The sequence below is a fragment of the Streptomyces sp. CNS606 genome (assembly GCF_000426325.1).
The window spans coordinates 171,523-193,115 of record NZ_AUFD01000012.1; the positions used below are offsets into that span (position 1 = coordinate 171,523).

The 21,593-nt window shown below is 73.9% G+C and carries 22 protein-coding genes and 1 pseudogene; 14 read left to right on the forward strand and 9 right to left on the reverse strand.

Annotated elements, in window-relative coordinates:
- Window positions 1-285: 285 nt before the first annotated feature.
- Window positions 286-912, forward strand: a complete 627-nt coding sequence (locus tag K304_RS0110340) for an LAETG motif-containing sortase-dependent surface protein (RefSeq protein ID WP_027763688.1) — start codon at window positions 286-288, stop codon at window positions 910-912.
- A gap of 95 nt (window positions 913-1,007) precedes the next feature.
- On the opposite strand, the gene K304_RS0110345 is transcribed toward K304_RS0110340, so the two are convergent.
- Window positions 1,008-1,622: a glyoxalase gene (locus K304_RS0110345; RefSeq protein WP_027763689.1), complete on the reverse strand. Its 615-nt coding sequence runs from the start codon at window positions 1,620-1,622 to the stop codon at window positions 1,008-1,010.
- Window positions 1,623-1,721: 99 nt separating this feature from the next.
- Window positions 1,722-2,303, reverse strand: coding sequence for a GNAT family N-acetyltransferase (locus tag K304_RS0110350; RefSeq protein WP_027763690.1), 582 nt, complete (start codon window positions 2,301-2,303; stop codon window positions 1,722-1,724).
- A 132-nt stretch (window positions 2,304-2,435) separates the two neighbouring features.
- On the opposite strand from K304_RS0110350, the gene K304_RS0110355 reads away from it, so the two are divergent.
- From K304_RS0110355 to K304_RS33970, 5 genes and pseudogenes are all read left to right on the forward strand, one after another.
- Window positions 2,436-2,846 (forward strand): hypothetical protein, encoded by a 411-nt coding sequence (locus K304_RS0110355; protein ID WP_027763691.1) that lies wholly within the window; start codon window positions 2,436-2,438, stop codon window positions 2,844-2,846.
- Complete coding sequence (locus tag K304_RS0110360) at window positions 2,843-3,388, forward strand: DCC1-like thiol-disulfide oxidoreductase family protein (protein WP_027763692.1); 546 nt, start codon at window positions 2,843-2,845, stop codon at window positions 3,386-3,388. The genes K304_RS0110355 and K304_RS0110360 overlap by 4 nt, the downstream gene beginning before the upstream one ends.
- A 137-nt stretch (window positions 3,389-3,525) precedes the next feature.
- On the forward strand, window positions 3,526-4,206 hold the full coding sequence (locus K304_RS28315) for a TetR/AcrR family transcriptional regulator (RefSeq protein WP_037789922.1): 681 nt from the start codon (window positions 3,526-3,528) through the stop codon (window positions 4,204-4,206).
- Window positions 4,207-4,320: 114 nt separating this feature from the next.
- Window positions 4,321-4,593 (forward strand): hypothetical protein, encoded by a 273-nt coding sequence (locus tag K304_RS33965; protein ID WP_486591622.1) that lies wholly within the window; start codon window positions 4,321-4,323, stop codon window positions 4,591-4,593.
- Between the two features lie 42 nt (window positions 4,594-4,635).
- Window positions 4,636-4,830, forward strand: a pseudogene (locus K304_RS33970) (Uma2 family endonuclease); the annotation flags it as partial.
- A gap of 45 nt (window positions 4,831-4,875) precedes the next feature.
- Here the strand turns inward: K304_RS33970 and K304_RS28325 are convergent.
- Entirely contained in the window at window positions 4,876-5,868 is a 993-nt protein-coding gene (locus K304_RS28325; RefSeq protein ID WP_037789859.1) for a hypothetical protein, read from the reverse strand.
- 184 nt (window positions 5,869-6,052) lie between these two features.
- Between K304_RS28325 and K304_RS28330 the strand changes: the two genes are divergently transcribed.
- From K304_RS28330 to K304_RS28340, 3 genes are read left to right on the forward strand one after another with little or no spacing between them, the layout of a single operon-like run.
- On the forward strand, window positions 6,053-6,865 hold the full coding sequence (locus tag K304_RS28330) for an SDR family NAD(P)-dependent oxidoreductase (protein ID WP_051308230.1): 813 nt from the start codon (window positions 6,053-6,055) through the stop codon (window positions 6,863-6,865).
- The gene (locus tag K304_RS28335; protein WP_051308233.1) at window positions 6,862-8,169 is read left to right on the forward strand and encodes a glycosyltransferase; all 1,308 of its coding nucleotides are present in this window, start codon (window positions 6,862-6,864) and stop codon (window positions 8,167-8,169) included. Before K304_RS28330 ends, K304_RS28335 begins: the two co-directional genes overlap by 4 nt.
- Window positions 8,163-9,044: a DMT family transporter gene (locus K304_RS28340; RefSeq protein WP_051308235.1), complete on the forward strand. Its 882-nt coding sequence runs from the start codon at window positions 8,163-8,165 to the stop codon at window positions 9,042-9,044. The genes K304_RS28335 and K304_RS28340 overlap by 7 nt, the downstream gene beginning before the upstream one ends.
- 78 nt (window positions 9,045-9,122) lie before the next feature.
- Here the strand turns inward: K304_RS28340 and K304_RS28345 are convergent, their stop codons facing one another.
- Complete coding sequence (locus tag K304_RS28345) at window positions 9,123-10,457, reverse strand: 3-deoxy-7-phosphoheptulonate synthase (RefSeq protein ID WP_078528882.1); 1,335 nt, start codon at window positions 10,455-10,457, stop codon at window positions 9,123-9,125.
- Between the two features lie 286 nt (window positions 10,458-10,743).
- Here K304_RS28345 and K304_RS0110400 point away from each other — a divergent pair, with 286 nt between their 5' ends.
- Entirely contained in the window at window positions 10,744-11,181 is a 438-nt protein-coding gene (locus K304_RS0110400) for a cold-shock protein (protein ID WP_027763693.1), read from the forward strand.
- A gap of 15 nt (window positions 11,182-11,196) precedes the next feature.
- Here the strand turns inward: K304_RS0110400 and K304_RS28350 are convergent, their stop codons facing one another.
- Window positions 11,197-12,102 carry a PAS domain-containing protein gene (locus K304_RS28350; RefSeq protein WP_078528884.1) on the reverse strand — a complete coding sequence of 302 codons (906 nt, stop codon included), beginning with the start codon at window positions 12,100-12,102 and terminating at the stop codon, window positions 11,197-11,199.
- Between the two features lie 734 nt (window positions 12,103-12,836).
- On the opposite strand from K304_RS28350, the gene K304_RS0110410 reads away from it, so the two are divergent.
- The 3 genes from K304_RS0110410 to K304_RS0110420 all read left to right on the forward strand — a co-directional run bounded on the left by K304_RS0110410 (window position 12,837) and on the right by K304_RS0110420 (window position 15,966).
- A complete protein-coding gene (locus K304_RS0110410) occupies window positions 12,837-13,697 on the forward strand; it encodes a 1,4-dihydroxy-6-naphtoate synthase (protein ID WP_027763694.1) in 861 nt (286 codons plus the stop codon).
- 103 nt (window positions 13,698-13,800) lie between these two features.
- Window positions 13,801-15,021, forward strand: coding sequence for an FAD-dependent oxidoreductase (locus K304_RS0110415; protein WP_027763695.1), 1,221 nt, complete (start codon window positions 13,801-13,803; stop codon window positions 15,019-15,021).
- Window positions 15,022-15,030: 9 nt separating this feature from the next.
- Window positions 15,031-15,966 (forward strand): sigma-70 family RNA polymerase sigma factor, encoded by a 936-nt coding sequence (locus tag K304_RS0110420; protein ID WP_027763696.1) that lies wholly within the window; start codon window positions 15,031-15,033, stop codon window positions 15,964-15,966.
- A gap of 47 nt (window positions 15,967-16,013) precedes the next feature.
- Here K304_RS0110420 and K304_RS0110425 read toward each other — a convergent pair whose 3' ends face one another.
- From K304_RS0110425 to K304_RS0110435, 3 genes are read right to left on the reverse strand one after another with little or no spacing between them, the layout of a single operon-like run.
- A complete protein-coding gene (locus K304_RS0110425) occupies window positions 16,014-17,033 on the reverse strand; it encodes a Gfo/Idh/MocA family protein (RefSeq protein ID WP_078528888.1) in 1,020 nt (339 codons plus the stop codon).
- 15 nt (window positions 17,034-17,048) lie between these two features.
- A complete protein-coding gene (gene rfbH, locus K304_RS0110430) occupies window positions 17,049-18,359 on the reverse strand; it encodes a lipopolysaccharide biosynthesis protein RfbH (protein WP_027763698.1) in 1,311 nt (436 codons plus the stop codon).
- On the reverse strand, window positions 18,352-19,380 hold the full coding sequence (locus K304_RS0110435; RefSeq protein WP_027763699.1) for an NAD-dependent epimerase/dehydratase family protein: 1,029 nt from the start codon (window positions 19,378-19,380) through the stop codon (window positions 18,352-18,354). Before K304_RS0110435 ends, rfbH begins: the two co-directional genes overlap by 8 nt.
- A 231-nt stretch (window positions 19,381-19,611) precedes the next feature.
- Between K304_RS0110435 and K304_RS28355 the strand changes: the two genes are divergently transcribed.
- The gene (locus tag K304_RS28355) at window positions 19,612-20,871 is read left to right on the forward strand and encodes an activator-dependent family glycosyltransferase (RefSeq protein WP_486591623.1); all 1,260 of its coding nucleotides are present in this window, start codon (window positions 19,612-19,614) and stop codon (window positions 20,869-20,871) included.
- 67 nt (window positions 20,872-20,938) lie between these two features.
- Here the strand turns inward: K304_RS28355 and K304_RS0110445 are convergent, their stop codons facing one another.
- A complete protein-coding gene (locus K304_RS0110445) occupies window positions 20,939-21,589 on the reverse strand; it encodes a response regulator transcription factor (protein ID WP_027763700.1) in 651 nt (216 codons plus the stop codon).
- Window positions 21,590-21,593: the final 4 nt, after the last annotated feature.

Here is a 21,593-nt window from a genome sequence, read left to right on the forward strand (position 1 = left end):
ACGACCCGGACTCATCGCTCACACGTGGGTCTGCTGCCGGGCCCCCGCGTGCTGCGGCGTCGCTCCGGCGCACCCGAGCCCCGCGCACGGCGCCGCAGCACGCGTGGAGCCTCCTCGGACGGGGCTGTCAGGCGAGGGAGGCTTCCAGGCGGCTGACGTAGGCGTCCACGACCGGCAGGTAGTGGCAGTTGTGGGGGGCGGGTGAAGGGCCGGCCGACGGAGGCGGTAGCGTTCCGCTCTCGCACAACCCCTCTGTACACCCTTCTACCAGCCGGAGTGGGATAGTTGAGCACAAAGCAGCACAGACGCCGTAGCGGCATAGCACTCGGTGCGGCGGGCGTCGCGCTGGCGGGTTCGGTCTTCCTCGCCGCCCCCGCCTCCGCGCACACGCCGAACTGGACCGTCGACTGCGACTCGGTCTCCGTCGACCTCAAGTGGTACAGCACCCAGGCGCCCAACACGGTGACCATCACCGCGGGCGGCGAGGAGATCCTCAGCGAGGAGTTCGGCAAGAACTTCCACAAGCAGGACCTCGCGCTGCCGCAGCACAGCGAGCCGCTGGACGTCCGCCTCGTCGTCGTCGCGAGCGACCACGCGAAGTACAACGTGGACGAGACCAAGACCTCCCCGGTCTGCGAGGGCCAGGAGAGCGAGTCGCCGGAGCCGGAGCCCACGCCGTCGGAGACGACGCCCAGCGAGGAGCCCTCCGAGAGCGCCGAGCCGACCCCGTCGGAGAGCACCACCACTCCCCCGGTCGAGCCCGCCGACGACGAGAGCACGGCGCCGACCGACCTCGCCGAGACCGGTTCCTCGGACTCGACCCCGCTGATCGCGGGCATCGCCGCCGCCGTCGTCGCCGCCGGCGCCGGCCTGCTGGTCGTGGCGCGCAAGCGTCGTTCCGTCAAGGCGTGACCGACGCAGCGGCCTGATCGGTCGCACGGCGTGCACGTCACGAACCTCCCCGGCCCCGTCCCACGGGCCGGGGAGGTTCGTCGTTTCCGGCGGGGTCAGGGCGCGGACTCCTCCCAGGGGAAGCCGTCCGGGTCGGTGAAGGTTCCCGCGTCGCCACTGAGCGTGAGCCGGTGGGATCCGGTGCCGTCGGGCGACACGCCGGCGGTCCTGGCGAGCCCCCGGCGCCCGCAGAGCGCCAGTTTCACGGGACTCGACGGCATGGCGAACTCGGCATACCTGCGGCCGAAGCTCTTCGCCACGGTGAGGCCGCGGTCGACGTAGAACCGCTTGCTCTCGGCCACGTCCGCGACGCCCAGCAGGAGCACGACGTCGTCGATCTGCCGGGTCGCAGGGCCCTTGTCCTTCTTCGCCGAGGTGGTGGCCTGCCAGATCGCCCCGTCCGGGGCGCGCACCACCCCGCCGTAGCCCCAGAAGGACTTCGCGGGCGCCTTCAGCGCGGTGGCGCCCGCATCCAGGGCGCTGTCGACGAGGGAGTCGACGGTGGACGGCTGGGAGACGACCAGCGACAGCGTGTAGCCGCGGAAGCCGGTCGTCGGCGCCTCCGAGGCGCGCAGGCGCACCTGGGCGTCCAGGCCGAAGGCGGTCGTGTAGAAGCGTTCCGCGGCCGAGGGGTCCGCCGCGTCGAGGATGACGGAGTCCAGAGAAGTCATGCCTGCGACGCTAGGCCGCTCCGGGTACCGGCGCTTCTCGAAACCTGACCGGTTGCTCCGGCCTTCCCGGACCGTGCCGGGCCGCGCCCGGAGAGGCCGTCACCAGAGGCAGTCGATGCGCCCCGGGTAGAGCTCGATGCGGGCGCCGGTGAAGTCGGGGCGCGCGCGCCGCGCCTCGGGGGAGAAGAAGGCGGCCATGGTGACCTTGACGAAGCCCGGGCGGTCGCTGGGGAACGGGGAGTCGGGGGTGCCCCCGATGAGCACGGTGCCGGGCAACTGCTCCCACCCGGCGCTCTCGTAGAACGGGCGGAGCCCCGGATCACAGGTGAACAGCCCCACGTCGAGGGCCTGTTCGGCCATGTGCGCGCGTCCGGCCGCAGCCAGCCGGCGGCCGTGGCCCCGGCCCCGCACGTCCTGCCGGGTGACGACGGTGCTGAGACCCGCGGCCCGGTACGTCCGCCCGGCGTGCCGCAGGTCCTTGGTCAGCACGTCCAGCGCGGCCAGCACCCCGCCGTCCTCGACGAGGAGCATCGACAGCGGGTGCAGGGCGGAGTCGTGGACGGTCGCGTCGTGAGGGGTCCGCCCGCCGTCCGACGAGGGCCAGGCCGTGTCCTGCAGGGCCCGCACCTGCGCGCGCAGGCCGGGCGGCGTGGACGCCTCGGGAAAAGTGAGGATCTGCACCCGCCGATTATGGCCACCGTCCCCCGCACTCTCGGACTTGAACGTGTTCAAAAACAGGTCTACAGTCGCCCCGACACGGCGTTTTGAACGCGTTCAAGAACCTTCGGGGAAGGTTCGGAAGAGGGGTGGGTCATGGATCTGACAGTGGTGTCCTATGTGGTGTACCTGCTGGTCAGCGTCGCGCTGACGGTGTGGGTGGCGCGCACGCTCAGCCGGAACGGACGGATCTTCCTGTCCGACGTCCTGCGCGGGAACGAGAAGCTGGCAGACGCGGTCAACCACCTGCTGGTGGTCGGCTTCTACCTGGTCAACCTCGGCTTCGTCGCCCTCTACCTGAGCAGCGACGAACCCGTCGCCAGCGTGCGCGACGTCTTCGAGGCGCTCTCCACCAAGCTCGGAGTGGTGCTGCTGGTGCTGGGCGTGCTGCACCTGGGCAACGTGTGGGTGCTGAACAAGATCCGGCGGCGCGGCGCGATGGAACGCGAGCAGGTGCCGCCCGTCGAGCCGCAGGGCTGGACCCCCGCTCCCGGGCTCACCAAGTGACCGCCGCGACGCCCCCCGCGGCACCCGCCGCAGGCGACCGGGGCGCCGCGCGCGTCCCGGTCCGCCGGCTCACCGTGCTGTACGACGCCGAGTGCGGGCTGTGCACCTACGTCCGCGGCTGGCTCGCACGGCAACGCCAGCTCGTGCCGCTGGAACTGGTGCCCGCAGGGTCCGCGCAGGCCCGCGACCGCTTCCCGGACCTGGACCACGCCACGACGCTCGCGGAGATCACCGTCATCGGCGACGGCGGCCAGGTCTACCGCGGCCAGTCCGCGTGGATCGTGGTCCTGTGGGCGCTGGCGGAGCACCGGCCGACCGCGCACCGGCTGTGCACCACGGTGGGTGCGGGACTGGCCCGCAGTGCGGTGCTCGCCGCCGCCAAGTGGCGCGGCTCCCAGCAGACGGGGAACGGCTCCGGCTGGAGCGGCGGCGTCTACCGCAGGGCGGACGGCTGGACGTACCACCCGCAGAAGGGCTGGGGTCACACCGGTGCCCCCGAGGGCACCGCCGCCTGTGCGGACGGCACCTGCGGCACTGACTAGGCTCTTCTCCCGTGCCAGCAGCAGAACAGCCGTCGAAGCCCGAGCGTGCGTCCGGCGCGGAGGACGGCGCCGCCCCGGCCGGTCACCGGCCCCCGGGCGGCGCCCGGCCCGCCGCCAAGAGCGAGCAGACCCGCACCCTGATCCTGGAGACCGCGCTGCGGCTCTTCCGGGAGAAGGGGTACGACCGGACCACCATGCGGGCCATCGCACGGGAGGCCGGGGTCTCCACCGGCAACGCGTACTACTACTTCGGCTCCAAGGAGCACCTGGTACAGGGCTTCTACGACCGCATCGCCGCGGAACACCAGGCCGCCGTACGCCCGGTGCTGGACCGGGAACGGGAACTGGAGCCCCGCCTCGCCGGGGTGTTCCAGGCGTGGCTCGACGTCGCGGAGCCGTACCACGAGTTCGCGGCGCAGTTCTTCAAGAACGCCGCGGACCCCGACAGTCCGCTCAGCCCGTTCTCCCCCGAGTCGGAGCCGGCCCGGGAGGCGGCCATCGACGTCCACCGGGAGACACTCGCCGGCTCGACGGCGAAGGTGGCCCCCGAACTGCGGGGCCCCGTACCGGAGATGATGTGGCTGTCGCAGATGGGACTCGTCCTCTACTGGGTCTTCGACCGCTCCGAGGGCCGCGTCCGCACCCGTCGCCTCGCGGACCGCAGCGCGCGCCTCACCGCCCGCGGCGTCTCCCTGTCCCGCTTCCGCCTCCTGCGTCCCCTCGTCCGCGACGTGCACGAGCTGTTCACCGACTTCCTCCCGGGCATGACGCACGGGAAGCCCGCCGCCACCGGCGACGCCGCTCCACCGAAAGAGTGACCCTGCGCTCAAGGTCAACCACGTCAGGCTGCTCCTGGGCGGCCATCGGACGTCTCGGTACCCTGACAGCATCCCGAGTTCCGGCGGGACCACCCGTCCAGGGAGGAGGCGCAGGTGAGCGTGACCGACGCCGAGATCAGCCTCGCGGAGTTCGAGGCCCTCGAGAAGGCGGCGTCGCCCGACAGCCTGCATGTCGAGTTCATCGGGGGAAGGATCCACGTGACACCGGCACCTGACGGTGACCACTCGGAAGCTTCTCGCACCGTGGCCTCGCAGACCATCTCCCGCCGCCCCGACCTCTCGCTGTACGGGGAACGCGGCCTCGCGGTCCCCGCTCACCGGGCGGGCCGTGCCCGGGTCGACGGCGCTGTGGCGCCCGTGGGGTAGTTCCGCGGGCAGCCGTCCTGGGCGGACGCCCGGGTCGACCGCGTCGACAAGCGGGACGCCTACGCGCAAGCGGGACTCCCCGTCCACCTTCTCGTGGACCGCCACCGGGCCGAGGCCGTGGTGCACTGGTCCCCGGCGGCCGGGCGCTACCAGCACCAGTCGCGAGCAGCCTTCGGCACCACGCTGCGGCTCCCCGGCCCTTTCGACTTCGACCTCGACACGGCGGAGTTCGCCTGACCCGGAGCGCCGGTGACGCCTGCCGGTTCGAAGCCGTCGGGCGGCTCAGCGGGTGCGCGGGCCGGCGCTGCGGCGGGCGGCGTCGCGGGTGGCGCGGTCGGCGCTTCGGCGGGCGGCGCGGGCGCCGCGGGAGGCGTCCTGGACCCGGGTGTGGGCGTCGCGTTCGGCGTCGGCGGCGGCCCGCTGCTCGCGTTCGGCGTCGCGGAGTTCGTCACGGGCGGCGGTCAGGCGCCGGCCGGCTGCCGTTCTGCGCTCCTTCGCACGGGCCAGCGCGTCGGTGGCCGCGACGCGTTCCTCCTCGGCTCTGCGGGCCTCCTCGGCGGCTTCCCCGGCGGCTTGCTCCGCAGCGCGGCGGGCCTCGTCGGCCTCCTCCTGCCGCTGACGGCGCCGGTCGCGGGCCCGGTCGAGGTCGGCGACCTTCGCAGGGCGCTCCTTCGCAGGGCGCTCCTTCGCAGAACGTTCCTTCGCAGAACGTTCCTTCGCAGAACGTTCCCCGGTGGGCTTCGCGGGACGCGTGGACGTCCGGGCCGGGGCACGGCCCGGCGCGGCGGCCGGGAGGCCGGTGGAGGTGAAGTCGGTCGGCGGAGTCAGGGACGTGGCCAGGTGGCCGGCGGACCACTGGTCGGCGGCGTCCGGGTCGGCGAGGACCGCCTGGAGCGTCTGCTCCACCTCGCGCCGGGCCGCTTCGCCGAGGGACTGGCCGGAGGCGGCGGCGGAGTCGAGGGCACTGCGGGCGAGGGCCCGGATCAGCTCCCGCTGGGTTCGGGCCAGTTCGCGGAGCCGGCCTCCGTCGAGGTCCCGGTAGGCGCGGCGCAGCTCCTCGCCGAGGGCCAGGAAGCGTTCCGTCGCCTCGGCGTGCTCGCGCACCAGCAGGTTCGCGGCCCAGGCGGCGAGGGTGGGCCGGCGGAGGGCGGAGATGCGGGTGGCGAGGTCGCGGTCGCCCGCCCGCCGGGCCTCGCGGGCGCGGGCGTCCCGGGTCGCGGTGAAGGCGGAGGGGCGGAGGGCGTAGAGCTCGTCCGCGACGGCTTCCAGGTTCACGGTCGGTCGTACCTCGCCGGTGGGCGGTGTCGCGGGCCGTGCGGGCGGCGGCCGACGACGGGCATGCGCCGACGGTAGCCCGGCTCGGCGCGGCGCACATCTCGGCGGCGCGCCGGTGCCCGGGGCGGGACGACACGCGCGAGCACGCGGCGCGGACGGACGAAACGGGGCATACCGTGAACGCATGGCGGGCGTACCCAGCGGCGTGGCACTGATCACCGGCGGCTCCAGCGGAGTCGGCCTCGCGGCCGCCCGCGCCCTCGCCCGGCGCGGGCGCCCCACCGTCCTCGTCGCCCGGCGCTCGGGTCCCCTCGAAGCCGCCGCCGCGGAGCTCCGCGCCCACGCCCCCTGCACACCGGTCGCCCTGGACCTGGCCGCCGACGACGGCATCGTCGAGAAGGAGCTCACCCGGCTGGCCGAGGAGCTGGGCCCCGTCGAGGTCCTGGTCAACTGCGCGGGCCACGGCATGTACGTGCCGTTCCTCGAACTGGACCCGGCCGAGGCCCGGCGGCTGTTCCAGGTGCACTGGTTCTCCCCCGCCGCCGCCGTGCGCGCCGTACTGCCGGGCATGCTGGCCCGCGGGCGCGGCCACGTCGTGAACGTCGCCTCCGTGTCGGCGAAGTCCGGCCCGTGGGGCCACAGCGCGTACGCCGCCGCCAAGGCGGCCCTGACGACGCTGACGGAGTCGCTGGCCGCCGAGTACGGGGGCCGGGGCGTGCACTTCGGCGTGGTGCATCCCGGGCTGGTGGACACGCCGTTCTTCGGGGCGCCGGACCTGGCGTCGCTGCGGGCGCGCACCGCCCGGCGGATGATCCGTCCGGAGCGCGTGGGCCGGGCGGTGGCCGACCTGGTGGAGCGCCCGCGCGCGGAGGTGTGCGTCCCGCGGCACTACCGGGTGCTGGACGCGCTGCGCGCCGTGAGCCCGGGGGCGCTCGGCCGCCTGGTCGCCCGGCAGAGCGCGCCGGGCCGGGCCGCGGCCCGCGGGCGCCGCCCGTGACCGCCCGGTACGCGCGGCCGTCGGTGGCGGTGCTGGTGGAGCTGGTGCGCGGGCCGGACGCCGGGGGCCACGTCAAGTGCTGGGAGCGCTTCGCCGAGGCGGCGGCCGGCATGGCGCCGCCGGACCTCCGTGCGGATCTGACCCTCTACGTGCTGGGCCCCCGGGAACGGGTCGAACGCCTCTCCCCCGCCGTGCGGTTCGTGTCGCTGCCGCCGGTGCTGAGCACCGCCCCGCTGATGCGGGTCAGCGGCGGCGCGGACGTCAGCGACCTGACGCCGTTCCACCCCCGGCTGGCGCGGCTGCTGCCCGGGCACGACGTCTGGCACCTCACGCACGTCTTCGGCTTCGCCGCCACGGCCGTACGTCTCGCGCAGGCGCGCCGCCGCTCGCACCGGCTCGGCCGTACGCCCGGGCGGGCGGCCCCGCCCGGCCTGGTGGGGTCCGTGCACACCGACGTGCCCGCGCTGGCCGCCGCCTACCTGCACGCCCTGACCGGCCCGTACCGGCTGCCCGGCACGGTGGCCGCCGGGCTGGTTCGGCACCGCCGGGACAGGCTGCTGCACGCCTGCGACCGGGTGCTGGTCGCCACGCCCGAGCAGCGCGGCGAGATCGCGGCGGGCGTGCCCGGCCACCGCGTCGGGCTGCTGGACCGGGGCGTGGACCACGAACGGTTCCGGCCCGACCCGGCGGCGCGCCGCGCGCTGGCCGAGCGGTACGGCGTCCCGGAGGACCGGCCCGCGGTGCTGTTCTCCGGCCGCGTGGACGCCTCCAAGCGGGTGCTGGTACTGGCCGACGCGCTGCGGCGGCTGCGCGCGGACGGAACGCCCGCGCACCTGGTGGTGGCGGGCACCGGGCCCGACGAGGCCGTGCTGCGCGACCTGCTCGGACCGGACGTGAGCCTGCTCGGACCGGTGGCACAGCGGGAACTCGCCCGGGTGTACGGAGGGTGCGACGTGTTCGCCTTCCCCTCCCGCTCGGAGACCGTGGGGAACGCGGTGGGCGAGGCGATGGCCAGTCACCTGCCGGTGCTGCTGCCCGCAGGGGCACGGACCACGCGGTGGCTGGCGCGACCGGGTGAGGACGGCGTGGTGGTGGCGGCGGACGACGCCCCGGGGTGGGCGGAGGCACTGCGCCCGCTGCTGGAGCGGCCGGAGCTGCGGGCGGCGCTCGGCGAGGCGGCCGGTGCGACGGCGCGCGGCCGGCACCGCTCCTGGCGCCGGGTGCTGGCCGAGGACCTGCTGCCGGTCTGGCACGCGGTCGCGCCCCACGACGCGGGCGCGGCGGGCGGGACCGGCCGATGCTGATCGCGATCCTCGGTTCGCTGTGCGCGGCGGCGTTGTTCGCCGTCGCCGGGGTGCTCCAGCAGCGTGCGGCAACCGGCGAACCGGACCACGAGGCGATGTCGTACCGGCTGCTGACGCACCTGGCCCGCAGGCCGCTGTGGCTGGCGGGCATCGGCTGCGCGATCGGCGCCTACGGCTTCCAGTCCGTGGCCCTCGCGCACGGCCCGCTGGCCCTCGTGCAGCCGCTGATCGTGACCGAACTGCTCTTCGCCATCCCGCTGTCGGTCCGGCTCTACGGCACCCGGCTGCGGGGCCGGGAGTGGCTGGGCGCGGTGGCGGTGGCGGCGGGGCTGGCCGTCGCGATGGCGGCCGCCGCCCCGCAGCGGTCGGAGCCGGTCGCCGGCCCGGAGGAGTGGACGCTGGCCATGGCGGCGGCGGCCGCCGCGACGACGCTGGTGCTGTTCCTCAGCCGCCGCATGAGCGGCCCGGCCCGCGCGTCGGTGATGGCGGCCGCGGCGGGCATCGTGATGGGCACCCAGTCGGTGCTGCTCGCCACGACGGTGTCCAAGTTCCAGGTGAGCGTGGACGAGGTGGTGACGTCGTGGCAGACGTACCTTCTGATCGTGGCGAGCATCCTGGGTCTGCTGCTGATCCAGAGCGCGTTCCAGGCGGGGCCGCTGTCGGCGAGCATGCCGGTCATCGACACCGTCGAACCGGTGGTCGCGGTCGCCTGCGGCGTGACGCTGTTCGACGAGTCGGTGCGCGGCGACCCGCTCGCGGTCGCGGTCGCGCTGCTGGGCGGGGCGCTGCTGCTGACCGGCATCTGGCTGCTGGACACCTCGCCGATGCTGCGGGCGCTGCACGAGCGCGCGCACCGGGAGCAGACCGCCCGCTGAGCCGCCCGGGCCGCGCGCCGACGGGCCGGGGTACCCGGCTCCGGCGGGCGTGAGGCGTCGGGCGTGAGGCGTCGGGCGTCAGCGGGAGCCGTCGCGGTAGGTCTGGGCCACCAGGAAGGCGAGGTCCAGCGCACCGGCCCGGGTGAGGCAGGGGGTCGGCGGCAGGCTCATCACCCGGTCGGGCGCGGGGTGGCGCTGCAGGCCGCGGTCCTCCGGGCCGCCGATCTCCCGGCCGGTCAGCTCGACGTGCAGTCCGCCCGGGTGGGTGCCCAGTGCGCGGTGCACCTCGAAGAAGGCGGTCACCTCGTCCAGCACGTCGTCGAAGGTGCGGGGTCCGGGCGGGCCGCCGTCGGCGCCGAGGGGGACGCCGGGGTGCATCGCGTCGCAGATCCAGGCGGCCCGGTGCCCCTGCGCGGTGACCTTCTCGATGACGGCCGGCAGGGTCTCGCGCACCGCGTCCGCGCCCATCCGGACCACGAAGGTGAGGCGGCCCGGTTCTCTTGCCGGGTCGAACCGGTCCAGGTGGGCCGACGCGTCGTCCGGTCCGCAGCCGGGGCCGAGCGCGATGCCGATCGGGTTGCGGATGCGGGCGAGGTGGTCGACGAACGCGCCGTCCAGCTCACCCGTCCGCTCCCCGATCCACACGAAGTGACTCGCCGTGCTGTACGGCTCCCCGGCCCGCGAGTCGATGCGGGTGAGCTCCTTCTCGTAGACGGGCTGCCGCGCCTCGTGGGAGGCGAAGAACTCGACGTCGGCCGGGCCCGCGGAGCCGGGACCGCAGGCGTCCATGAAATCCAGCGCGCGGCCCAGCTGCGCGCTGAGCGGCTCGTATCCGGCCCGGGAGGGCGAGGCGGCGACGAACTCCCGGTTCCACGCGTGCACCTGGCGCAGTCCGGCGTAGCCGCCGGAGGCGAAGGCGCGGACGAGGTTCAGCGCGGCGGCGGCGGTCTGGTAGCGCGCCACCAGCCGCCGCGGGTCGGTGAAGTGCGCGATGCGGCTGACCTTCACCACCGGCACGGACGTGGCGTAGGTGAGCAGCGCCGACATCTGCATCATCGTGCGCAGGGTGTCCCGGATGGCGTCGGCGGTCTCCCGCCCGTACGTCTTCGCGTGCAGGCCGCCCTGGAGGACGAAGGCCTCGCCGCGGGCGACCCGGGCCAGACGTTCCCTCAGGAGGTCGCACTCCCCGGCGAAGACCAGCGGCGGCAGGGCACGCAGCTCCGCGGCGTCCGCGTGCGCCGCTCCGCCGGGAGCCGGGCCGCCGTGCGAAGCGTCGGCATGCGGAGCGTCAGAGTGCGGCGCGTCGTCGTGCGGCGTGCGGGCTCGTGGCACGTCGGCGAGGGGCCGCGCGGTTCCGGGCCCGCCGGGGCGTTGCCGGACCGGACGTTCCCGCCGCGTCTCGATGTCGGTCATATCCATCCATCAGCTACATGGCCTGTACGCGTCCGGCCACCGGGTCTCCCGCGTCCCGGGGAGTCCGACGGTAGGGCGTGCCGGGCCGGGCGGTCCCCGCCGCACCGGGTCACTAAGAGAACTGCCAGAGGGGCCGTGCGCGCCGCGGCAACCCGGCCGTGCACGGAGGTCGGCCGGTTGCCCGGCGGGCCGACCTGCGGCTACGTTGCGGGCTCCCGCAGCGGCCGTGCACGCCGTTCGCGGAGCAGTGACGTGGTGACGGGTTTCGGTCTTCGGGGAGCGGGGCATGGCGCAGGGCATCGTGGTGCGTTTCGACGACGCCAAGGGGTACGGCTTCATCACGCCGGACGGCGGCGGCGAGGACGTCTTCGTCCACGTCAACGAGCTGAGCCCGCCCGGGGCTTCGGTCTCCTGCGGCACCCGCGTGGAGTTCGCCGTGGTGGACGGCGAGCGCGGGCTCAAGGCGTTCGACGTCCACGTGGTCGGCGCGCCGCCCGCGGGTGCCGCCCCGCCCGCTGCTCCTGCCGCCGGCCGGGGCGTACCGGCCGGCGGCAGGAGCGTGGAGGGCGGCGAGGAGACCTGCGAGGTCTTCGGCCGCGAGGAGTTCACCCGGATCGCCACGGAGATGCTGCTCTCCGCCGGCCCGGACCTGACCGCCAGGCAGGTCCTGGAGGTGCGCCGGGCGCTGGTCCGGTTCGCCGAGGAACACGGCTGGGTCGACTGACCCCGGTCGTCCGGGTCAGGAGGTCGCGCGGCGGCGCTCGGCGGCCGGCTGGCGCGTGCGCTCGGAACCGTTGCGGTCGGTGCGGATGTAGTCCGGGAGCACCTTGGGCGGCCAGCAGCCGATGCTGAACATGCCCATGGAATATGCCTTCGCTGCCAGGGCGGTGCGGTTGGGCACCTTGAACTGCCGCAGCAGAATGCTGACGTGGTATTCGATACCCTGCCGGCTCAGGAAGAGTTTCGCGGCGAGGCGCACGGTCGGGTCGCCGGCGGCGACACCTTCCAGGACCTTCGCGGTGAGCGGCGTCAGCTTCCGCTGCGACCCCACCGGCGGGGCCGGCGGCTCCTCGGTCTTCTCCGGGGTGAACTGCACCAGGATCATGGTGCCGCGGCCGTTGTCGTCGTCCACCGGAAAGGCGGTCAGCTTTCCGGCGACGGCCGTGTCGTTGAACCACATCGCGATCGACCGGCCCACGAGCCGGGCGTGGTGGCCCTGCACCAGGCGGCCGAACTGGCGCATCAGGTGCTGGCGCACGCTGGGGTGCAGGAAGTCGGCGAAGCTGCGCTCCGCGATGTCGTCCCGGCCGCGGCCGCACTGGGTGAGGAACGCGCTGTTCACGGCACGCACCCGCAGCGTCGGGTCGAGGACCGCGAGGCCGATGCCGGAGCGCTCGAAGAGGGAGAGCACCGCGTCGCCGTACTCGTCGCTGCGGAGCTCGGCGTCGGTGGCGGCGGACGCCGTCGGGCGGGCGGCGGGCGGGGCGTCGTCCACCGGGCCGGCCTGCCGGGGAATGAACGGCTTTCGCGCAGCCGCGGCATTCTGCTGGGAGAAACCGTTCACACTGAATTCAGATTCCGGAACGGCAATCACGTCACCGGCGTACTGAAGTTCTCTGTCTGCGCCATCCTTGGTCAACGCCATGTGAGTCGCACCTTCCCCGATCGCGTTCCTCAATGAACGCCGGGGAGTCTAAGGAGACCCCTCAGGAGGGTCAACGGACGTCGAGGGCGACCGCAGCGCCGTGACCTGCGGCTAGGGGTGCCGGATTCCCGGTGCGACCTGCCGGGGTTCATCTTCTCCCCGGACCGCTGTCCACTTTTCCCGCGGAACACGGAGGGGTTTTCTAGGGGACCCCTGTCCGGGGCACCCCTATACGGGGGCGGCCTAGGGGGACCCCCGGGACGGGTGTGGCGGGATGTGCGTCCACCGATACCCCGCGGCGGGAGGCGCATGCATCCTCGCAACCAGACTCACAGCCCCCGGGACAGGGCCCCGACCTGCTCCACAGCGCGGGCGGAGCCGCCGGAGCCCCCGCCCCGACCCGCGTCCGGGCACCGATGCGCCCGCGCACGCGCCCTGGGCGACGAACGGCCCCCGGCGACGGGGTGCCCGCCCGCGGCACGTCCGCCGCCCGGCCCTCGCGGGCGTGCCGCGGTATCCCGCCTCCGCCACGGAGTGCACGCCGTCCTCGGGCTACCGCTCAGTACGCCAGGATGCCAGCGGCACGGACGGCCGGGCCCCTTTTCGCGGTCTCCCCGGTCGAGTCTGAGGAATCCATCAGTGCATTCGTGCACGTTTTTCCGCGCCTCTCACGCGGTGTGCGAGTCGTGCTCGACTGCTGCGACACCTCAGCCGACGGAGAGGGAGATACAGCCGTGAGCGGAGACGGCTCGGTTTCACTGGCCTACTCGCCGTGCCCGAACGACACGTTCGTCTTCCACGCCTGGACGGCGGGGCTGCTACCGGACGCGCCGCGACCCGACGTCACCATCGCCGACATCGACGTCACCAACAGGCTGGCCGCCGAGAGCGGGCTGGACGTGCTGAAGATCTCCTACGCGGCACTGCCCCACGTGCTCGACGAGTACGCCCTGCTGCCGTGCGGCGGCGCGCTCGGTCACGGGTGCGGGCCACTGCTGCTCACGCGCGACGCGTGCGAACCGGCGGCGCTGGCCGGGAAGACCGTGGCGATCCCCACCGAGCGGTCCACCGCCTACCTGCTGTTCCGTCTCTGGGCGGAACAGGCCCTGCCGGGCCACGAGGTGCGGACGGTCGTGATGCCGTTCCACGCGATCATGCCGGCGGTACGGGACGGCGAGGTGGACGCCGGACTGGTCATCCACGAGGCGCGGTTCACCTTCCACGAGTTCGGGCTGCACCGGCTGGTGGATCTCGGCGAGGCGTGGGAGGCGCGCAGCGGCCTGCCCATCCCGCTGGGGGCGATCGTCGCCCGGCGCGCCCTGGGTGCGGAGCGGATCGCGGCCGTGACGGAGGCGGTGCGGGCGTCGGTGCGGCACGCGTGGGCGGACCCGGAGGCGTCGCGTGCGTACGTGCAGCAGCACGCGCAGGAGATGAAGCCCGAGGTGCAGGAACAGCACATCGGGCTGTACGTCAACGGCTACACCGAGGACCTGGGGCCGAAGGGCTTCGAGGCGGTGCGCGAGCTGCTCGGACGCGCCGCGGAGTTCGGTGCGGTGCCCCGCTTCGACCCCGCCGCGCTGACCCGGGGGGCCTGAGAAGTCCCCATCCCGCGTGTGTGATGCACGTCACATGTTGCTCCTGTCAGCAATCGGTCCGCCGCCCCGTTCAAGGGGCACGCGAACGAGACAGGAGCCAGCCATGAAGCACCGCATCGTCGTTCTCGGCGCCGGATACGCCGGGGCCTTCGCCGCCGGGAACCTGGCACGCCGGCTCTCTCCGGCGGACACCGAGATCACCGTCGTCAACGCCGCGCCCGAGTTCGTCGAGCGGATGCGGCTCCACCAGTACGCGAGCGGCCAGGACCTCGCCTTCCGCGCGCTCGCGGACGTCTTCGCGGGGACCGGGGTGCGATTGCGTCTGGCGCGCGTCACCGGCGTCGACCCGGAGCGCCGCACCGTCGCCGTCGCAGCGGAGGACGGCTCCGACGGCTCGCACGACTCGGATGCCCCGGACGGCCCCCTGTCCTACGACACGCTGCTCTACGCGCTCGGCAGCTCCGTGGCCCACCACGACGTCCCCGGTGTGGCCGAGCACGCCTTCGACGTGACCGGCCTGTCCTCGGCGCGGCGGCTGCGGGAGCGCCTGGCCGGCCTGGGCCGGGGCAGCGACGTGCTGGTCGTCGGCGAGGGCCTGACCGGCATCGAGACCGCGACCGAGTTCGCCGAGTCACGGCCCGACCTGTCCGTCGCGCTCGCCGCCCGCGGCGAGCTGGGCGCCTGGCTCTCCCCGCGGGCCCGCCGTCACCTGCGCCGGGCCTTCGACCGGCTCGGCGTCACCGTGCACGAGCACACGGCCGTCGCCGCCGTCGAGCCGGACCGTGCGCTCACCGCCGACGGGCGTTCCCTGCCCGCCGACGTGACGGTGTGGTCGGCCGGCTTCGCCGTGCACCCGGTCGCGGCCGCGAGCGGCCTGGAGGTCGCCGGGACCGGTCAGATCGTCGTCGACCGCACCATGCGCTCGGTCTCGCACCCGGACGTCTACGCCGCCGGCGACTGCGCCTACGCGATCGGCGACAACGGCCGGCCGCTGCCCATGTCCTGCGCCTCCGCCGGCTTCACGAACATGCAGGCGACCGCATCGATCATCGCGCGGCTGACGGGTGGCGAGGTCCCGGCCACCGGACTGAAGTACTACGGCAACCACATCAGCCTCGGACGGCGGGACGCGCTCTTCCAGATGGTCGACGGGAGCGTCCGGTCGAAGTCCTGGTACCTGGGCGGCCGGACCGCCGCGCGGCTCAAGTCGGGCGTGCTCACGGGAGCCGGATGGGGCATCGCCCACCCGACCTTCGGCATGCCGAAGCGCAGGCGCCGGCTGGCCACAGCGCCGGAACGGGCCGGTACGAGGGTCGCCGCATAGGCTTTCCGCGTGGACACCGCAGCCGTCGAACGCTTCGAGGCCGGCCGGGCCCGGCTGGCCTCGCTGGCGTACCGCCTGCTCGGCTCGGCCGCCGACGCCGAGGACGCCGTGCAGGACGCGTTCCTGCGCTGGCAGGCCGCGGACCGGGAACGCATCGAGGTGCCGGAGGCGTGGCTGACCAAGGTCGTCACCCACCTCTGCCTCGACCGGCTCCGCTCGGCGCGGGCGCGCCACGAGCAGCCGGCCGGAGACCGGCTGCCCGAGCCGCTCCTGGAGGGCGACCCGATGCTCGGCCCGGCCGACACCTTCGCGCAGCGCGAGTCGGTTTCCCTGGCCGTGCTGACCCTCATGGAACGCCTCTCACCCGTCGAGCGGGCCGCCTACGTGCTGCGTGAGGCCTTCGCCTACCCGCACTCCGAGATCGCCGGCATCCTCGACGTCTCAGAGTCCGCCAGCCAGCAGCACGTCCACCGGGCCCGGCGCCACCTCGCCGCCGAGCGGCGCGGCGGCGAGGTGGACCCCGACGCCGCGCGGCGGATCGTCGAGGAGTTCCTGGCCGCCGCCACGTCCGGGCGCACCGAACGGCTGGTGGCGATGCTCACCGCCGACGTGACCGCGGTCTCGGACGGCGCCGGACTCGCCCGGCGGCCGCTGCGCTACACCACGCGCGAGCGCGTCGCCTCCCACCTGCGGGCCGGGTTCCGGCCCACTCCGGCGAAGCGGCGGCTGGCCGGCGGCTCCCCCGCGCTGTACATCGCGCCGGTCAACGGTTCCCCGGCGGTCGTGGCCGTGGTCGACGGGCGGGTCGTGGGCGCCGTGGCGTTCGGCGTCAGGGACGGCAAGGTCGCGTCCGTGCACGGCGTCGCCGCCGCGGCCCGGCTCACGCGCCTCGACGCGGCCTGGCGACGGCACGACGCGGGCGCACCGGTCATCGGCTCCTGGTGACGTGCCCGGCGCCGGCCGCCCGTGCCGGCGGTTCCGGTGCGGCGCGCTCAGCGCGTGGACGCACGCAGCACGGCCTCCATCACGGTGGCCTGCCGGACGGCGTCCTGCGCGTGGTGACGGTGCGCGACGGGCTCCCGGCACGCCGCGGCGAACGCGGCGAAGGTGCGCTGGAACTGGTCGGCCGCCGCGAGCACCCGTTCCTCCCGCACGTCGCCGCGCTGCAGGCGCAGCACCGGACGCGTCTCCGGCCTGGGGTTGAACGCCCAGTCCAGTTCGACGCGTCCCTCGCTGCCCCAGAGCGCGTACGTGTTGCGGTAGGAGTGCTCCAGCCCGAAGTCGCACTGCGCGGTGAGCCCCGCGCCGTCGGCGAGCAGCGCCGAGCCGGCGACGTCCACGCCGGTGGCCGGGTCGGTCCGCAGGTGTGCGCCGAGGACGCGCAGGTCGTCGCCGAGGTGCAGCAGCGCCGCGCGCAGCGGGTAGCAGCCGTTCTCCCGCAGGGTGCCGCCGGCGAGTTCGGGGCGGTAGCGGATCAGGTCGCCGCCGCCGCGCGGGATGCCGAGCGAGGCGGTGAACGTCTGCGGCGTGCCGATCGCTCCGTCGGCGACGAGCTTGCGGACCTCGTCGTGCTGGGGGTGGCAGAGGAAGGTGAAGTTCTCCATGAACGCCAGGCCGCGCGCCTCGGCGAGACCGGCGAGGCGCCGGGCCGCTTCCGCGTCGACCGTCAGGGACTTCTCCACCAGCACGTGCTTGCCGGCCCGCAGCGCGGCCTCCGCCCACTCCTCGTGCAGCGCATTGGGCAGCGGGACGTAGACGGCCTCGACGTCGTCCCGCTCCAGCAGACGCGGGTAGGAGTCGACCGCCTCGCAGTCGAAGCGGTCGGCGAAGCGGTCCGCCTTCTCGGCGCTGCGGCTGGCAACGGCGACGAGCCGCAGCCCGTCGCAGCGTTGCACGGCGGGGAGCGCGTTCCGCCAGGCGATGTCGGCGGCGCCGAGGACGCCCAGCCCGATCGGACGCGTGCCGGCCCGGTCGTCGGCTCTGTGCGGTTCGGACGAGTCCCGTGCTGCCATGCGTGCGCCTGCCCCTCAGTCGTGCTTGGCGACGAACTCGCGGAGGGAGTCCGTCATGTAGTCGATCATCTCGGTGGTGATGCCGGGATAGACGCCGATCCAGAAGGTCCGCTCGGTGATGATGTCGCTGTTGGTCAGCTCGCCGCTGACCCGGTAGTTCTCGTTCTTGTAGGCGGGGTGCCGCAGGAGGTTGCCGGCGAACAGCAGGCGCGTGCCGATGCGGCGGTCGTTGAGGAACTGGATCAGCTCCCCGCGCGCGAACTTCGCCTCGTCGGTGAGGGTGATGACGAAGCCGAACCAGCTCGGGTCGCTGCCCGGGGTGGCTTCCGGCAGCAGCAGGCCGGGCACGCCCTCCAGCCGCTCGCGCATGCGCCGCCAGTTGCGCTTGCGCGCGGCCACGAAGTCGTCGAGCTTGGCGAGCTGGGTGAGGCCCAGCGCGGCCTGGATGTCGGTGGACTTCAGGTTGTACCCGACGTGCGAGAAGATGTACTTGTGGTCGTACCCGTGGGGCAGGTCGCCCATCTGGTACGAGTAGCGCTTGAGGCACTTGTTGTCCTCGCCCGGCTCGCACCAGCAGTCGCGGCCCCAGTCGCGCATCGACTCGGTGATGCGGGCCAGTTCCAGGGTGTTGCTGAGGACGCAGCCGCCCTCGCCCATGGTCAGGTGGTGCGCCGGGTAGAAGCTGACCGTCGAGTAGTCGCCGAAGGTACCGGTGGTCTTCCCCTTGTAGGTGGACGCCACGGCGTCGCAGTTGTCCTCGATGAGGAACAGGTCGCGTTCCGCGCACAGTTCGGCGATCTCGGCGGCGGGGAACGGGTTGCCCATCGTGTGGGCGATCATCACGGCCCGGGTGCGCGGCGTGATCGCCTGCTCGATGCGCTCCAGCGTGGTGTTGTAGGTGGCCAGGTCGACGTCCACGAAGACCGGCACCGCGCCGCACTGGAGGATCGGGTTGACCGTGGTGGGGAAGCTCGCCGCGACGGTGATGACCTCGTCGCCGGGGCGCAGCCGGCGGTCCTCCAGCTCGGGGACGGTCAGCGAGGCGAGGGCGAGGAGGTTCGCGGACGACCCGGAGTTGGTCAGGTGCGCCTTGCGGACCCCGATGGTCTTGGCGAAGCGGCGCTCGAAGAGCAGCGCCTTCGCGCCGGAGGCGATCTTCATCTCCAGGGCCTGCTCGACGAGCGCGGCGCGGTCGTCCTCGTCGAGGACGGCGCCGGAGGGAAGGATCGGCGTGACTCCGGGGCGGAACTCCTGCGCGGACGCGTCCCGGTCGCGGTGCAGCTTCCGCGTCTGCTCGAGGATGGACTGCACGTCCGTGTCAGCCATGAATGCTCTCTCCGTCCACTGCGAGGTTCGAGGTCGTGGTCAGGGGTGCGGGCGACGCGTCGGGCCGCCCGGGGACGGTGTCCCACAGGGCCGTGAGGGCGTCGGCGAGGGTGTGGTGCGGGGACCAGCCGAGTGCGCGGCGGGCGAGGGACACGTCCAGCGGCTGTTCGCCGATGCCGGCGTCGCGGCGGGCGTGTCCGCCGTCGTCGGGGACGGGGCTGCGCAGGACGGCGGCGGTCGTGCCGGTGACGCGGATCAGGGTGTCCACGGCCTCGGTGAGCGGGACGCCGGTCCCGGATCCGATGTTGAGGAGCGGCGGTACGCGCGGCGCGTCGGCGGCGCGGCGCACGGCGTCGGCGACGTCCCGGACGTCGACGATCTCGCGGACACCGGCGAGCGGCGGCAGTCGCAGTTCGCGGGGCTGTTCCGCGATGCGGCGGGCGAGCGAGCCGAGGAGGCTGTCCGGCGGGGCGTACGGTCCGGCGGACATGGCGATGCGCAGGACGGTCGCGTCGATCCTGCCGTCGGCGACGGCGTCGGTGAGGACCCGGGTGCCGGCCAGTTTGGTACGGGCGTAGCGGCTGGTGGGATGCTCCGGGAGGTCCTCGGTGAGCGGCCTTCCGGAGCTCTGGCCGCCGTACTCGTAGGCGGAGCCGATGTGGACCAGCCGGGCGGGCGCCGGGAGTTTCGCGACGGCGTCGACGAGGCGCCGGACCAGGGTCACGTTGCCCTCGGTGAGCTGTTCGTCGGTGACGTTCCACAGCGCGCCCGCGGTGTTGACGACCAGCGTGGGGCGTTCGGCTTCGAGCAGCGCAAGGAGCGCGGACTCGTCGGAACGCAGCAGGTCCAGCCGTACGGTGCGGCAGCCCGGCGGCAGGCCGGAAGCGGTGCGGCGTACGACGGCGGCGACGGACCAGCCGCGCGCGGACAGCGCCTCGCAGACGTTGCGGCCGACGAACCCGGCGGCGCCGAGCACCACCGCGGTCGGCGGCTCACGGTCCGCGGGACTGACTGCACGCATGAGCGGCCCTTCTCGATCGGTCGGCCGAAGGGCGGGCCGACGTCGTCCGGGCGGCCCCGCCGGGCGTCACTATTCCTGCGGGCGCAGCGCGGGGACACCCGTGCCGGTGGTCGGCAGGGGAACTCTGGGTGTTTCCCCCGAGTCGCACGTCACGCGCCCGCGGCCCCCCGGCGGCGCCCCGAACCTGGTGAGGCACCGGCCCGCCCGCCCACCCTGGAGTGCACTGTGCGCGTGTTGTTCGCGACCATCCCGGAGAAGTCGCACCTGTACTGCATGACGCCGCTGGCCTGGGCGATGCGCGCCGCGGGCCACGAGGTGCGCATCGCCAGCTGCGTGGAGTTCGTCGACGTCATCGCGCGCACCGGCATGACGGCGGTGGCCGTGGGCACCAACGACGGCATCACCGAGGCGATGACCGCCCACCGGGAGACCCAGGTCGAGGAGAAGGTCAGCTTCAACGAGCTGGACCCGGCGAAGCTGAACTACCAGGACGAGCTGGCGCGGGTCACGCTCGCGGCCTACGGCTCGGCGATGTACAACGAGCCCATGATGGAGGGCCTGGTGGACTTCGCCCGGTCCTGGCGGCCGGACCTGGTGGTGTGGGACCCGCTGACCTACTCGGGCCCGATCGCCGCCGGCGTCGTCGGCGCCGCCCATGCCCGGTCGCTGTGCTTCGCCGACGTGTGGACGATGAAGCGGCAGCTCTTCCTGAAGCTGCACGAGCAGGCGCCGCCGGAGGAGCGGCACGACCAGATGGCGGAGTGGCTGGGCGAGCGGGCGGAGCAGTTCGGCGGCGTCTTCACCGAGGAGTTCACCACGGGGCAGCTGACCCTGGACCCCCTGCCGGACAGCCTGGGCATCGACACGCACGCGCGGCGCACGCCGGTGCGCTTCGTGCCGTACAACGGTCCGGCGGTGGTGCCGGACTGGCTGAGCACCCCGCCGGAGCGCCCGCGCGTGTGCATGAGCCTGGGGGCGTCCAACACCGAGCGGTACGGCGGCGACTTCGTGTCGAAGAACGACATCCTCTCCGCGGTGGCCGAACTGGACGTCGAGGTGGTCGCGGCGCTGCTGCCCGCCCAGGTGCGCGAGGTCGGCACCATGCCGGACAACGTGCGGGTGGTGGAGTCGGTGCCGCTGCACGCGCTGCTGCCCAGCTGCTCGGCGCTGATCCACCACGGCGGTTTCGGCTCCTACGCCAACGCGCTGGTGTACGGCGTGCCGCAGATGACCGTCACCACCACGGTCGCCGACCAGATCTACCGCGGCGAGGGCCTGGAGCGGCAGGGCGCCGGGCTGCTGCTGGAGCGCAGCCAGGTCACGCCGGAGAAGGTGCGTGACGGGATCGCCGGGATGCTGGCGGACGACGGGTTCCGGCGGAACGCGGACCGGCTGCGCGAGGAGGCGGTCTCCCGTCCGTCGCCGGGCGCGGTGGTGCCGGTCCTGGAGCGGCTGGTGGAGGAGCGGCGCACCGCCCCTTGGCAGGTCTGACGGTGTGACGGTCTGACGCCCGCGAGACCGGGCCCCGGCCGGGCCGGAGGAGTGCGGGCCCCGGCCCTCAGGGATGGGCGACGCCCGCCTCGTGGGCGATCAGTCCGGCCTGGGTGCGGTTGCGGCACTCCAGTTTGTCCAGCATCCGTGAGACGTAGCCCTTGATGGTGGCCTCCGACAGGTACAGCCGGGAGGCGATCTGCGCGTTGGACATGCCCTCCCCGAGGCAGGCCAGCACCTCGACCTCGCGTTCGGTGAGCGCCTCGACGAGTTTCCGGGCCCGGTCGCGGGCGGACAGCCCGTCGGTGGAGGCGGCCACCAGGCGACGGGCGGCGGCCGCGGACAGCACGGTGTGGCCCTCGGCGGCCACCCGCACCAGCCCGATCAGGTCCTCCGGGGGCGTGGACTTCACCAGGAAGCCCGCGGCGCCCGCGCGCAGCGCCCGCATCACGTAGTGGTCGGCGTCGAAGGTCGTCAGCACCACGACGGCCGGCGGGTCGGGAAGCTTCCCGATGCGTTCGATGGCGGTCAGGCCGTCCACGCCGGGCATCCGCAGGTCCATCAGCACCACGTCGGGCCTGCTGCGCTGCACCGCCTCGACGCCGGCGGCGCCGTCGTGCGCCTCGTCGACCACCTCGATGTCCTCGGCGGAGCCGAGGATCGTGCGCAGGAACACGCACACCATCGGCTCGTCGTCGACCACCACCACCCGGACCATGCCC